Below are 14,105 nucleotides of genomic sequence, written 5' to 3'. Positions count from 1 at the left end.
GGTACGGCGGGCGGCAGCATCGGTTGAGGCGTATTTTCCGATGCGCGTCCATCGGCGTGGCCGATATCAGCACCCGCCTTCGACGGGGCCTTGCGCTCAGCGAACGGCTGGTCCATCTATCGGTTCTGTCGTACCAAAGTGCGGCGAGGTATCACCTCGAACAATAAAATAGGGAGGATGGGCGCCCATGCGCTTCCGCCGTTTCGACCTGAACCTGCTGGTGGCCCTGGACGTGCTGCTGGAGGAGCGCAACGTCTCGCGCGCCGCCCACCGCCTGCACCTCAGCCAATCGGCCATGAGCGGGGCGCTGGCCCGCCTGCGCGATTATTTCGATGACGAAATCATGGTGATGGTGGGCCGCGCCATGGTGCCCACGCCCCTGGCGCTGGCCCTGGTGGAGCCGGTGCGCGACATCCTGATCCGGGTGCAGACCACCATCGAGGCGCGCCCCACCTTCGACCCCGCCACGGCCCAGCGCGTGTTCCGCGTGGTGGCGTCGGACTATGTGACCGAGGTGGTGCTGGCCCGCGCCATCCGCCGCCTGCGGCGCGAGGCGCCGGGCCTGCGGCTGGAGATCAGCGCCGTGGCCGACGGCATTCACGACCGCCTGAACCGGGCCGACGTGGACCTGGTGATCTCCCCCGACGCCTACCTCACCAGCGACCAGCCCAAGGAAGTCCTGTTCGAGGAGACGCACAGCTGCGTCGTCTGGCGCGACAACCCGGCCGTGGGCGACAGCCTGACGTTCGAGCAGTACCTGGACATGGCCCACGTGGTGGTGATCATCGGCGACAAGCGCACGCCGGCCTTCGAGCAATGGTTCCTGGACCGCTACGGCTACGCCCGCAAGGTCGGCGCCGTGGCCCCCGACTTCTCCTCCGTTGCCTCCATCCTGGTGGAGACGGACATGATCAGCACCATGCACACGCGCCTGGCCCGCCTCTACGCCCAGCACCTGCCCCTGCGCGTCCTCCCCGCCCCCATCGAGTTCCCCGTGCTGACCGAGATGATGCAGTGGCACTACCAGTTCGACCGCGATCCGGGGCTGATTTGGTTGCGTGGGTATTTGCGGGAGTGCGCTGGGGAGTGAGGGCGGAGGCACGCCGCTAGAACTGGCGGCGGCGTTTTCAACTGAGTGACAGGCGCGCGCCGGGATGAGCCCTTTGGTGGAGGGAAAAGCGGTCCGACGCTCTACCATTCAGGCAGGGCTTGAAACCGCAGGCCCACTTTTCATTTCCCTGACGTGTACGCGGCGGTACCCGAAGGACGGTACCGGACGCCCACTGGACATTCTTGGAATAAGATCCCCAGGGAAACGACCATGATACTCCCGGCATTGCGAGAGAGGATTAGGGACTTCCTGACCCAATGGGAAGGCGAGATATTATGGATGTATCTCGACAGCGAAGGCTTGGTGACGGTGGGTTGCGGCACCATGCTGCCGACAGCACAAGCCGCCAGCGCCATTCCCTTCTATCACGACAGCAGCAGACAAGCGGCCACCAGCAGCGAGGTCGAAGCCACCTGGCGGGCCCTGGCGGCGGGACGCGACGCCCAAAAGACCGCCGCGCCAAAATCAAAACACATTGCCAAGTACTATAAGGATCAAAGTGACCTGCGCATTACGAGGCCGACCTTAAATAACCTTCTGGACGCGCATTTGGATGCGGATGAGATCCATCTGAAGCTGATCTACCCGAAGTTCGAGGAATTTCCGGACGATGCCAAGGTCGCGCTGTTCGACATGATCTATAACCTGGGCCTCGGCCATGGAAAAGCCCGCCACCATCGCGCCACGGGATTGATGGGCTATCCCACCATGAACCGCGCCATCAACAGCGGGGATTGGGCCGCGGCCGCCAAGGATTGCACCCGGCACGGCATACAGGCTCAGCGCAACCTGGAAACCGCGAAGCTCTTTAAAAACTGCGCCACTGCCCAGAACGGGAGGATGCCTTGAAGCTTGTGATTTTGCGCGCCTTGACGGTCCTGTCCCTGCTATCGACGGGGGCGACCACGGCGTGGGCCGATGACCGCTTCCTAGGGAAGTGGACCGATTCCGCCCCCAAGAACGATCCGATGGGTCCGCTTGACATCACCAGCGACAAGATCAGCGTGGGGAAGGTCACTTATGAGGTGACGCAGGCCGGGCCCTTCGGCGAGGGCGTCCTGTACACGGTCAACGGCCTGAACCGGAAAACCGACCCCAACGGCTGCGGCCCCACCAAGAAGCTCAGCCACATCATCGTGCGGCCCAAGCCCACCATCTCCAACGCCACCTACAGCGCCATCGTGGTGACCTTCTATGCGGCACCGGACGCGCCCAAGCCGGACACCCTCAATGAGATGGCGGTTTGCGGCGAGCATCCCTTCGGTCGGAAAGAATAGGCATCGACGTGCCGCCGAGGCGTGATGGTGGCGCAGTTCAACAAGGCAAGTACAATGCGCCGCCATCCCTTGCCATTATTCTTGCCGGCCCTGTTTTTGCTCGGTGCAACCTCGGCCTACGCCGACGGCCAGGTTCTGGGCAGGTGGACGGACAATTCCCCCCAACGCGCCCCAATCGGCGCCTTGGAGGTGACAAAGGACAAGATCACCCTGGGGAAGGTTACCTATGACGTGGCGCCAGCCGGGGCCTTCGGTACGGGCACCCTCTACGCGGTCAAAGGCCTCAACCAGAAAGCCGATCCCTATGGCTGCGGCCCTACCCGCAAGCTGACCTACATGATCATAGAACCTCTGCCGCCGGATCCCTCCGTCAACCAGGAAGCCCTGTTGGTGATCTTCTACTCCGGCCCCACCGCCCCCAAGCCGGAGACGATCAAGACTGACTTCGGCGTTTGCGGTCAGCATCCCTTTGGGCGGAGCAAGTAACACCTGCGTCGGGTGCGACAACGCGACAGTGAGCGACAGCCTGACGTTCGAGCAGTACCTGGACATGGCCCATGTGGTGGTGATCATCGGCGACAAGCGCACGCCGGCCTTCGAGCAATGGTTCCTGGACCGCTACGGCTACGCCCGCAAGGTCGGCGCCGTCGCCCCCGACTTCTCCTCCGCCGCCTCTCCATCCTGGTGGAGACGGACATGATCAGCACCATGCACACCAGGCTTGCCCGCCTCTACGCCCAGCACCTGCCCCTGCGCGTCCTCCCCGCCCCCATCGAGTTCCCGGTGCTGACCGAGATGATGCAGTGGCACTATCAGTTCGACCGCGATCCCGGGCTGATCTGGCTGCGGGGGTATCTAAGGGAGTGCGCGGGGGAGTGAGGGGACGGTGCCCGTTAAGCATATTCGTACAGGGATCACTTTGCCTAAAAGGCAATATTGGATAGTATAGCGCTCGGCAATCAGTCAGCTCAATGATAGGCAAAATGAGCAATCAAGAATCTCAAGATATTGAAGGAATTGAAACCGAAATTCCAAGCACTAGCTGGGGAGAATACCCACTAGATAGCGTATTTGTGCGGCGCGAGGAACGAACAGTAAATGAAGTTGTTCAGAGAATAAACAAAGGCCGATATCAATTAGATCCAGACTTTCAAAGAACATTTGTTTGGGACCCACTGAAGCAGTCTAAATTAATTGAATCATGCCTAATGCGCATACCATTGCCAGTATTTTATGTTGCAGAAGCAAAAGATGGAAGAATTATTGTAGTTGATGGGTTGCAGCGCCTAACTACACTTCAACGCTATCTAGGCGATAAATTTGTTCTAGACTTTGGATCGGCGGGAGACAACGGCGCACATCCACTGAATGGCAAGCGTTTCACTAAATTGCCTGTCACGCTTCAGGAAAGAATACAGGATACATCTTTAATTTTCTATATTCTTGACTCTAAAGCCCCAGAACGGGCTCGTCTTGACATTTTTGATCGAGTTAATAGCGGAGTGCCTCTCAGCCGGCAACAAATGCGTAATAGCCTTTATAATGGAAAAGCAACGCAATGGCTTCGGGAAGCCTCCGAAAGCGCGGAGTTCGCGAGAGCAACGGGACTTTCACTTGACCGCAAAACCATGCGCGACCGTGAAATTATTAATCGATTTTGTGCGTTTAGAATCTTGGGCTACGAGCAATACACACGAGCAGATATGGATGGCTTCCTAGGTCAGTGTCTTGAAAATATGAACAATAGCTCAGACCAAGAGCTGGCATCTCTCATGTCTGATTTTAAAAAGTCTATGAATCTAAATTATTCCATATTTGGAGATCATGCTTTCCGCAAATCTCTAGCGGAGAATGATGTCAATCAACGACGATCACCCATAAATGTATCGCTATTTGATGTCTGCTCTGTTTTTTTTGCTGATATTTCTGTGAAGGCTGATGGGCGAGCTAGAAAGAAAATTGGAAATATTATTCGCACATTGATTCATGAGGATGAATTTAATTTCTCTATTACGTACTCAACCAATAGCACCAAACAAGTAGCCGATAGATTTGAATTAGCCCTCGAGGCCTTAAAGGAGGAAATCTATGTTTAACAGGATATATATCAAAAACTTCAAATGCTTTGATGACATTGTTCTACCGTTGTCTCCGCTAACCCTGTTGACAGGCGTTAATGCTGGTGGAAAATCGACCACCTTACAGGCCCCGCTATTGCTAGCTCAGAAGCTTAGATGGGCACATGAAAGTAAGCGTGTGGCATTAAATGGACCATTAACTCAATTGGGAACAGTTTCAGAAATATTTCACGGAGATTCTCGAACACTAGATATTGGGGTAGGATTAGATGATTATAGTTTGATTTGGAAACTTGGTGCAGGTCATCGCAATTCGTCGACGGCTCTCGAAGTTCTAGACATTACTCCGCAAGCAAAAGACCATAACCAGGAAAGATTGAATCATTTTTCCAATAAGGAAAATAAAATATTTAAAAATTTATTGAATTCAATTAAGAATATTATATTTATCGGTGCTGCTCGCGGTGCTCTGAAAAGTACTTTCCCATCGCCAGAAGACGTAGATCCAATACATGCGGATGTTGGGCCCATGGGTGAATATGCTCCTTGGTGGTTAGCTCAATTTTTAGATGAAGACGTTGATTTGGAGCGCAGACATCCACAGGAAGAAGGTACAACTCTACGGCGGCAAGTTGGAGCATGGGCCGGTGAGTTATTTCCTGGTGCAGAAGTCAATGCAGGCTTCCTAGACCAAACTGGACTAGTAAGATTGGAAATGCGCCGTTCAACGACAGAGCCTTGGAAGAGACCCGCAAATATCGGATATGGCTTAAGTTATGCGTTGCCGATAATTATAGCCGGCTTGCTTGCAAAGCCTGGACAAGTTCTGATAGTTGATAGTCCGGAAGCTCATTTGCACCCCAGAGCCCAATCAAATATAGCGAAATTCTTCGCTACAATCGCTTCCTCTGGTGTGCACGTAATCCTGGAGACCCATAGCGACCATGTTTTAAATGGCACGAGAATTTCCGTCAAAGGCGGAGAGAGATTAAAATCTAATCAAGTATCTATTCATTTTTTTACCGGATCAAAAGATGACTTTCCCCAAATTATTTCAACAGAAATAGATGAAGAGGGCGGAGTAAGCAACTGGCCTTCTGGTTTTTTTGACCAGTCCGAAAAAGATCTAGCCACCCTTGCAGGATTAATTTAATTATGACTACGTCAGTGATAAATGATATGTCGATTGACAGACAGTATGCTGATACTTCCCTGTTTTTAGAACACCTAAAGCGTATTCTATCTATAAGAATAAAGGCAATTAAATTTAACCACCATATTTCCTGCTCAAGAAATTTGAGATATCGATTCGCTCATCAGGATAGGACAGTCGTTGATATTATATATCAGATAAAAGATCAGCCGCTTCGCAATCTTGCTTTAGCGTGGATAACTAAAGGTCCTTATTGGGTAAGCCCCGCTGAAGGTGAAGGTATCACGTACTTTCACCTCGAAGATGTAACTGAGCAGGGTCTTGGTGAAGCTGCACGGAGACGATGGCTTGGCGAAGACGCTCGTGCTTTTAGCTTTGAGGGGATACAGAAATTTGAAGTTCCTATTCTGGAAGTTGAATGTATTCGTGATCACGTAGGCACTACTGAAATAACTACAGTTCCCAATGATTGGTCTTTTGATTCGCTAGAAAAAGCCTTACCACAGCCCATAGTTCGCCCCGGCTGGCATCAAATGTTGGACCGAGCGAATTCGGAATTAAACTCTCTCTATATTAACTATCAGCAAGCCATCTCGGAGATGGCACGATATCCCTATGACCAGGGGGCAAGTGACAGAATATTTGGAATTCTAAGGAGGTTGAATGATCTATCCATCGCTTTACGCAACCATGGAGAAAATTCTCCAGCTGTCATAGAGTGGCTTCGAGTAAACGTTATGGCCAAAGGGGCTGATTTTTCTAGCGAAGATCCGGAAAATAAGAAAATATTCTTATTTAGAGATCCGGGCTCTGGTTCCGATATTTATTGTCCGTGGCATGGAAAGGTCCACAACCCACTTCAATATAGAATACATTTTCAGTGGCCCGTCCCTGAGAACCAAGAAAAAATTAAGGTCTTATACATTGGACAAAAGTTAACTAAATCCTAGGATGCCATCACTTCCCCCGATACATCCCTATCCAGCCTATCGATTTGATGAATGCATAATTGCGTTCTACCTTTGCCTGTAGCGGCACAGCAGGCGCCCGGGAACCGGCGCCCCGGCCCTTAGTCCCTTGGAAGAGCACGGGGTTTCCCCCGTGGGGGCTATGGGCCGGTCAACAAGGCCGCGCAGGGAGTGAACACATATGCACCGGATCGTGCGTCCGGCGACGGCTGCCGTCGCCCTTATGCTGACGCCTGGCGTGGGCCTCGCCCTCCTCTCCTCAACCGCCGTGGCGCAGACCGCGGCACCCGCTGCCAAGGGGGCCGGCGCCGGCGTCGCCGCAGCGGCGGACACCGGCCAGCTTGAGGACATCGTCGTCACCGCCGAGCGGCGGGAGCAGAGCCTGCAGAACGCGCCCATCGCCGTGTCGGCCCTGGGCGGGGCGGCGTTGAAGGACGCGGGCGTGGCCGACGTGTCGGACCTGACGCGCAGCGTGCCCTCGGTGGTGATCGCCCCGGCGGCGGGCGGGGTGCCGCAGATCTATGTGCGCGGCATCGGCACCTTCGCCTCCAATCAATATGCCGAGCAGTCGGTGGCGGTGAACCTGGACGGCATCTACATCTCCCGCCCCGCCGGGGCCAACGGCTTCTTCTACGACATCCAGCGGGTGGAGGTGCTGAAGGGCCCGCAGGGCACGCTGTACGGCCGCAACGCCTCGGGTGGGGCGCTGAACGTGCTGCCGGAGACGCCGAAGCTGGACGCGCTGTCGGCCGCCGCCACGCTGGACATCGGCAATTACGACCTGCGCAAGGGCGACGCCTACGTCAACGTGCCGCTGAGCGACAAGGCGGCCTTGCGCGCCTCCGGCATGGTGATCGACCGCAAGGGCTACCTGACCGACGGCTACAACGACGACCAGGGCCAGGCCGGGCGCCTGCAACTGCTGCTGGAGCCGACGGAGGATTGGCGGGTGCGCCTGTCGGGCGACTATTACCACCGGGGCGGCAAGGGCTCCGGTCAGGTGCAGTACCCCTACGCCGACGCCGACAATCCCTGGATCGGCCCGTCCGACCCGCGCGAGGTCGCGGCCTATTACGCCGGCCTGCCGGCGGCCTCCGCCCACAACCCGCTGATCAGCAACGCCAAGGGCGACGGCTTCATCGACGACCAGTTCTGGGGCACGCACGCCGAGATCAACCACGATTTCAGCTTCGCCACCCTGACCGTCATCCCCGCCTATCGCGAGGTGCATGAGGACTACCTGTCCTACATCCCCTCCGCCTTCCGGGTGGAGAGCGACGCCCAGCAGAAATCGGTGGAGGCGCGGCTGGCGTCCCGGGACGGCGGGCCGCTGACCTGGCTGGCCGGCGTCTATTACTTCACCGAGGATGTGGCGGCCAACCAGGACTATGACCACTGGGTCCAGGAAACGGTGATCGACAGCAAGCTGACGGATGAGACGGTGGCCGCCTTCGGCCAGCTGACCTACGCGCTGACCGACAGCCTGCGCCTGACGGCCGGCGGCCGCTTCACCCATGAGGAGAAGACGCAGGACACCCAGTTCGGCACCGCCACGTTCAGCCCGGCCAAGCCCACGCTGGCCACCCGCGCCGACGACCGCATCTGGAACGCCGCCACCTGGAAGGTGGGCGTGGATTACGACCTGGCGCCACAGTCGCTGCTGTACGCTAACATCGGCACCGGCTTCAAGGCGGGCGGCTTCTTCGCCAGCGCCGGGCCCGACACCTTCAACCCCGAGCACCTGACGGCCTATAGCATCGGTGTGAAGAACCGCTTCTGGGACAACCAGGTGCAGCTGAACGTCGAGGCCTTCGACTATGAATACCGCGACCAGCAGATCAGCTATCTGGCGCCCTCGCTGACCGGGGTGTCCAGCTTCCCCTACGCGCCGGTGTTCGTGACGCAGAATGTGGGCCGGTCGCGCATCCGCGGGTTCGAGGTGGAGGGGCGGTGGAAGGCCACGGCGCAGGACCTGCTGACCGCCAACGTGCAGTATATCGCCAGCCGCTACACCAGCTTCACCTACAGTTATTTCTCCAACTTCGGCGCCCCGCCCTCCGTCGGCTGTCCGTCCACGCTGGCCACCGGCACCAACCCGGCGCCCGTCCCGCCCTCCGCCATCTACTCGGTGAACTGCAGCGGCAAGCCCGGCACCAACGCCCCGCGCTGGACCGCCAACCTGGGCTATGAGCATGAGTTCCGCTTCGCCGACGGGTCCGGCCTGACGGCGGCGGCGGACATGTACCTCTCCGCCTCCTACTACACCGCCTACGATTATTTGGCGAAGCAGGTGCAGGGCGGTTACCACATGACCAACCTGCGCCTGACCTACAATGCGGCGGACGACCTGTGGTCCGTCACCGGCTATGTCAACAACGTGGAAAACCAGGCGGTGGTCAGCACCAGCTTCCAGCCCAACCAGGCCTTCGGCAATGGCCTGAACTACGCCAACATCCGCCCGCCGCGCACCTACGGCGTGCGCGCCACGGTGCGGTATTAAGGGCCGGTATTGAACGGCCTGCGCATTAATAAAACCGTGTTTCACAAATACTGATTGAGGGAACGGCGCCGTTTCCGCCCACCAGGCAAGGTCAGGGGGCGGGGCGGCGCCGTTCACCCGTGTGTTCCCACCGCATCAGTGACAAATTCTTATAAAATCGTATTATTATTTCGTTGCGCGGAACGCTTCTTTTCTGTCTCCTGCCCCCCGTCTGCATAGGCACGAACGGCGTCCGCCCAAGCGGCGCCCCGGACCCCCGACCGGGCCCGGCCAACAGCGCCATGCGTTGGGGACACAGATGAACCGACTGTTCCGGCCGGCGACGGCCATGGCCACCCTTTTCCTGGCCGCTTCCCCCTTTGCCGCCGCAGGGGCCACCGCCGAAAGCGCCACTGGCGACGCCGCCCCGGCGGACGTCACGCTGAAGGACATCGTGGTCACGGCGGAACAGCGGATGGAGACGCTGCAGTCCGCCCCCATCGCCGTGCAGGCCGTGACCGGCGACAGCCTGGCGGCCGGCAGCCTGACCAACACCGCCGACCTGGCCCGCGCCCTGCCCGCCCTGGTGGTGGCGCCGGCCGCCGGCGGCACGCCGCAGCTCTACGTGCGCGGCATCGGCAGCTATATCATCAGCAGCTATGCTGAGCCGGCGGTGGCCTTCAACCTGGACGGCGTCTACGTCGCCCGCCCGGCCGGCGCCAGCCTGGCGTTCTATGATCTGCAGCGGCTGGAGCTGCTGCCCGGGCCGCAGGGCACGCTGTACGGCCGCAACGCCTCGGCCGGCGTGCTGAACGTCGTGCCGGAGGTGCCGGTGCTGGGCCAGACCTCGGGCCACGCCTCGCTGGAATTCGGCAACTACAATCTGCGCAAGGGCGAGGGCGCCCTGAACGTGCCGCTCTCGACCAAGGCGGCGCTGCGCGTGGCGGCCCAGGTGGTGGACCGCAAGGGCTATCTCTCCGACGGCTATGACGACGACCAGAGCCAGGCCGGCCGCGTGCAGGTGCTGCTGGAGCCGGCGGACGACCTGCATGTGCGCCTGGCCGCCGACTACGCCCACCGGGGCGGCAAGGGCGACGCCCAGGTGCAGTACCCCTTCGTGAACGGCGACAACCCCTGGGTCGGCCCGTCCGACCCGGCGGCGGTGAAGGCCTATTACGCCGCCCTGCCGCCGGTGGCCCGCCTGAACCCGCTGATCCGCAACGCCCGGAACGACGGCTTCATCGACGACAGGTCCTGGGGCCTGAAGGCCGACATCGTGAAGGAGTTCAGCTTCGCCACCCTGACCCTCACCCCCGCCTATCGCGGCATGGATGAGGATTACCTGGCCTATGTGCCCAGCGCCTTCAGCCTGACCGGCCGCTCCCGCGCCACCTCCGTCGACGCGCGCCTCACCTCTAACGACCGGGGGCCGCTGAGCTGGGTGGGCGGCGTCAGCTATTTCAATGAGCAGCTCTACGCCAACCAGTATTACGACAACTACATTCAGCACGCCGTGGGCAAGGGCGACCTGAACACCGAGTCCGAGGCCGTGTACGGCCAGGTGACCTACGCCGTGGCGCCGGGCCTGCGCCTGACGGCCGGCGGGCGCCTGTCGCATGAGGAAAAGGTGCAGTCCCTCCTGTTCGGCAGCAACACCTTCTCCGCCGCCTTCCCCACCCTGCTGCCGCGCCAGGACAGGCACGACTGGAACGGCGCCAGCTGGAAGGTGGGGGCGGATTACGACGTGGCCCCCGGTTCCCTGCTGTATGCCAGCGTCGCCACCGGCTTCAAGGCGGGGGGCTTCTTCTCCTCCCCCGTCAACCAGCGCGACTATTATGGGCCGGAGCATCTGACCGCCTACACCGTGGGCCTGAAGAACAGCCTTCTGGGCGGCAAGGCCCAGGTGAACCTGGAGGCGTTCGATTACGAATACCGCGACCAGCAGATCACCTACACCGCCCCGGTGCAGACCGGCGTGCCGCTGGCGCCCTACGCCGCCCTGCTGGTGACGCAGAACGCCGGCCGGGCGCACATGCGCGGCCTGGCCGTGGACGGCAAGTGGCAGGTGACGGCGGACGATCTGCTGACCGCCAGCGGCCAGTACCTGGACACCGCCTACGACGATTTCCACTACCGCTACTACAGCGGCCTGGGGGCCTCGCCCGCCGTGGGCTGCGCCTACACCAACGCCTCGGCCACGGCGGTGCCCAAACCCGTCGGCGCCGCCAAGATCTGGGCGGTGGATTGCGCGGGCAAGCCGGCCATCAACGCCCCGCGCTGGACCGCCATCGTCGGCTATCAGCATGACTTCCGCCTGGACGGCGGCGGCACCGTCACGGCGGCGGCGGACGTGCACCTCTCCTCCTCCTACCAGACCGCGTACGACTACGCGCCGCAGCAGCTGCAGGGCGGCTACCACATGACCAACCTGCGCCTGACCTACACCCCGGACCATGCGTGGTGGAGCCTGACGGGCTACATCAACAACGTGGAGAACCAGGCGGTAGTGACCAGCGGCTACCAGCCCGCCCAGGCCCTGGGCGGCGGCTACAACACCGCCAGCATCCGCCCGCCCCGCCTGTATGGCGTGCGGGTGCGGGTGGCATACTAAGGGGCTATACTGCGCCCCGGGGTAACGCTGGGGGGCCCATGATCCTGGTTTTCGTGCACGGCTGGAGCGCCACCAGCACCGCGACCTACGGCGGCCTGCCGGACGCCCTGGCGGTACAGGCGGCGCTGACGGCGCCCGGCCTGAACCTGACGGTGGTGCAAATCCACCTGGGCAGCTACGTCAGCTTTCAGGATGCCGTCACCATGGCCGACGTGGTGCGGGCCTTCGACCGGGCGCTGCGCGACGCGCTGCTGCCGCCCGGCGCCCCGGCAGGGACGCCCCTGCCCGACTTCTCCTGCGTCACCCATTCCACGGGTGGCCCGGTGGTGCGGGAATGGGTGAGCCGGCTGTATGACGGCGGGGCGGGGGGCGGCGCGGGGCTGCGGCGGCCGCCGCTGCGCCACCTGGTCATGCTGGCGCCCGCCAACCACGGCTCCCCCCTCGCCACCCTGGGCAAGGAGCGGGTGGGCCGCATCAAGGCCTTCTTCAACGGCGTGGAACCGGGGGAGCGCATCCTGGACTGGCTGGCCCTGGGCAGCGCCGACCAGTGGCGCCTGAACGGCCGCTGGCTGGACTATGACCCCGTGGCCGTGGACCTCTACCCCTTCGTGCTGACCGGGCAGACCATCGACGCCCACTTCTACGACTTCCTCAATTCCTACCTGGCGGAGGAAGGGTCGGACGGCGTGGTGCGCGTGGCGGGGGCCAACCTGAACTGCCTGTTCCTGAGGCTGGTGGAAACGGCGGCGGCGGTGGTCAACCCGCACCCGCACTTCGACGCGCAGCCGGCCGCCGTGCTCACCCCCGACGGCGGACCCCGGACGCCGCAGCTGCCCCTGGCCTTCGGCGTCATTCCCGACGCCAGCCATTCCGGCGACAGCCTGGGCATCATGGGCAGCGTCACGCCCCAGAACGCCGCCGCCAAGCCGGTGGTGGCGGAAATCCTGCGCTGCCTGCAGGTCGACAGCCCGGCGGCCTATGGTGCCCGCCTGGCAGCACTCTCGGCCCTGACCGACGCCACCCAGCAGGCCGTGGCCCTGGCCAAACCGGACGAAGGGCAACGCCACAGCCAGCTGGTCTTCCGCATCCGCGACGACCAGGGCGACGCGGTGGACGATTTCGACCTCTACCTGCTGGGCGGCCCGGACTACACCCCGGACAACCTGCCCAAGGGCTTCTTCGTCGACCGGCAGCGCAACAGCGTCTCACCCAACTGCCTGGTCTACTATCTGGATTACGACGTCATGGCGCAGCTGCCCGGCGCCCATTTCGGCCTGCGCGTCCAGGCGCGGCCCGCCGCCGGCGACGGCTTCGTCGGCTATGCCCCGGTGGAGTTCCGCACCGATGGCGCCGGCCTGGCCATGGCCCTGCGGCCCAATCAGACGACCTACGTCGACGTGGTGTTGCGGCGCCATGTCGACCGGGCGGTCTTCCGCCTGGGCGCCGTGACGCCCGCCCCGCTGGACTTCAAGGACCGTAAGCCCAGCGGGACGGACGTCGACACGCCCTGACGGATCAGCCGGCCTTGTAGCGGTCGGCGGCGTGGTTGCGCGACAGGTTGGGGCCCAGGGCGTAGCGGGCCTTGTTCACCGCGTCGAAATCCGCCGGGTTGGGCAGCGAGGGGATGGTGACCAGCTCGCCCTGGTCCAGGCCGGCCAGGGCCGCCTCCACCATCTCGCCCACCTCCATGACCATGTTCTGGTCCAGGTCGTCGAAGGACTTGCCGACACGGTCGAAAATCTCCGTCCGCGTCAGGCCGGGCAGCACGGCCTGGAACTTCACGGCCTTGCCGGCCTTGGCGGTCTCGGCCTGCAGCGACTGGGTCAGCGCCAGGACGAAGGCCTTGGTGGCGGCGTAGGTGCCGCTGAACATCTCCGGGATCAGGGCGACGACGGAGGCGACGTTGACCACGGTACCGGCACCCTTGGCGGCGAAGGCGTCGGTGGCGGCGATGGCCAGGCGGTTCACCGCCGTGACGTTCACCGCGATCATGGTGTCCTGGTAGGCGATGTCGCTGCCCAGCGAGCCCTCCTTGGGGCCCAGGCCGGCGTTGTTCACCAGCAGGGTGATGGCGGCGTCGGCGCGCAGGCGGCGTTCCACCGTCTCCACATCGGCCTGGACGGACAGGTCGGCCGGCAGGACCTCAACCTTGACGCCGGTCTCGGCCCGCAGTCGGGCGGCGGCCTCCTCCAGCCGGCCCTGGTTGCGCGCCACCAGGATCAGGTCATAGCCGCGGCGGGCCAGACGGTCGGCATAGGTGGCACCGATGCCGGAAGAGGCGCCGGTGACGAGGGCGGTACCTTTGGTGCTCATGGGAGTTTCCTTTTGGAAGAAGTGGTGGAAGCGGGGCGCCGTCGGCGTCATTGATCACGAAGCTGGTATATGCCACTATCATCATGCAAGTCAATTGGGCTTGTGAACCTCAAGC

13 protein-coding genes are annotated in these 14,105 nt (G+C 61.4%); 12 read left to right on the top strand and 1 reads right to left on the bottom strand.

All coding sequences use genetic code 11. From position 1 onward, the window contains the following. Positions 1 to 187 precede the first annotated feature (187 nt). From Y958_RS06695 to Y958_RS06645, 12 genes are all read left to right on the top strand, one after another. A complete protein-coding gene (locus Y958_RS06695) occupies positions 188 to 1,090 on the top strand; it encodes a LysR family transcriptional regulator (RefSeq protein WP_088871386.1) in 903 nt (300 codons plus the stop codon). Positions 1,091 to 1,390: 300 nt separating this feature from the next. After that, on the top strand, positions 1,391 to 1,960 hold the full coding sequence (locus Y958_RS06690; RefSeq protein WP_088871385.1) for a lysozyme family protein: 570 nt from the start codon (positions 1,391 to 1,393) through the stop codon (positions 1,958 to 1,960). Next, a complete protein-coding gene (locus Y958_RS06685) occupies positions 1,957 to 2,388 on the top strand; it encodes a hypothetical protein (RefSeq protein WP_145727819.1) in 432 nt (143 codons plus the stop codon). Before Y958_RS06690 ends, Y958_RS06685 begins: the two co-directional genes overlap by 4 nt. Positions 2,389 to 2,412: 24 nt before the next feature. Further along, positions 2,413 to 2,874 carry a hypothetical protein gene (locus tag Y958_RS06680; protein WP_145727818.1) on the top strand — a complete coding sequence of 154 codons (462 nt, stop codon included), beginning with the start codon at positions 2,413 to 2,415 and terminating at the stop codon, positions 2,872 to 2,874. Between the two features lie 28 nt (positions 2,875 to 2,902). Next, entirely contained in the window at positions 2,903 to 3,088 is a 186-nt protein-coding gene (locus Y958_RS06675) for a type 2 periplasmic-binding domain-containing protein (protein ID WP_088871382.1), read from the top strand. Next, positions 3,085 to 3,267: a type 2 periplasmic-binding domain-containing protein gene (locus tag Y958_RS06670; RefSeq protein WP_088871381.1), complete on the top strand. Its 183-nt coding sequence runs from the start codon at positions 3,085 to 3,087 to the stop codon at positions 3,265 to 3,267. Before Y958_RS06675 ends, Y958_RS06670 begins: the two co-directional genes overlap by 4 nt. 104 nt (positions 3,268 to 3,371) lie before the next feature. Continuing rightward, on the top strand, positions 3,372 to 4,484 hold the full coding sequence (locus Y958_RS06665) for a DUF262 domain-containing protein (protein ID WP_088871380.1): 1,113 nt from the start codon (positions 3,372 to 3,374) through the stop codon (positions 4,482 to 4,484). Further along, complete coding sequence (locus Y958_RS06660) at positions 4,477 to 5,619, top strand: AAA family ATPase (RefSeq protein WP_088871379.1); 1,143 nt, start codon at positions 4,477 to 4,479, stop codon at positions 5,617 to 5,619. The genes Y958_RS06665 and Y958_RS06660 overlap by 8 nt, the downstream gene beginning before the upstream one ends. A 2-nt stretch (positions 5,620 to 5,621) precedes the next feature. Continuing rightward, positions 5,622 to 6,569: a hypothetical protein gene (locus Y958_RS31255; RefSeq protein ID WP_145727817.1), complete on the top strand. Its 948-nt coding sequence runs from the start codon at positions 5,622 to 5,624 to the stop codon at positions 6,567 to 6,569. Between the two features lie 199 nt (positions 6,570 to 6,768). Next, positions 6,769 to 9,087, top strand: a complete 2,319-nt coding sequence (locus Y958_RS06655; RefSeq protein ID WP_088871378.1) for a TonB-dependent receptor — start codon at positions 6,769 to 6,771, stop codon at positions 9,085 to 9,087. 298 nt (positions 9,088 to 9,385) lie between these two features. Then, positions 9,386 to 11,677, top strand: a complete 2,292-nt coding sequence (locus tag Y958_RS06650; protein WP_244909403.1) for a TonB-dependent receptor — start codon at positions 9,386 to 9,388, stop codon at positions 11,675 to 11,677. Positions 11,678 to 11,715: 38 nt separating this feature from the next. After that, the gene (locus Y958_RS06645) at positions 11,716 to 13,188 is read left to right on the top strand and encodes an esterase/lipase family protein (protein WP_088871377.1); all 1,473 of its coding nucleotides are present in this window, start codon (positions 11,716 to 11,718) and stop codon (positions 13,186 to 13,188) included. A gap of 4 nt (positions 13,189 to 13,192) precedes the next feature. On the opposite strand, the gene Y958_RS06640 is transcribed toward Y958_RS06645, so the two are convergent. Further along, on the bottom strand, positions 13,193 to 13,990 hold the full coding sequence (locus Y958_RS06640) for an SDR family NAD(P)-dependent oxidoreductase (protein ID WP_088871376.1): 798 nt from the start codon (positions 13,988 to 13,990) through the stop codon (positions 13,193 to 13,195). Positions 13,991 to 14,105 lie beyond the last annotated feature (115 nt).

The sequence above is a fragment of the Nitrospirillum viridazoti CBAmc genome (assembly GCF_000730165.1).
Lineage (GTDB): Bacteria > Pseudomonadota > Alphaproteobacteria > Azospirillales > Azospirillaceae > Nitrospirillum > Nitrospirillum viridazoti.
The sequence above is the reverse complement of the archived record's forward strand: the minus strand, read 5'-3'. Positions and strand labels throughout refer to the sequence as shown.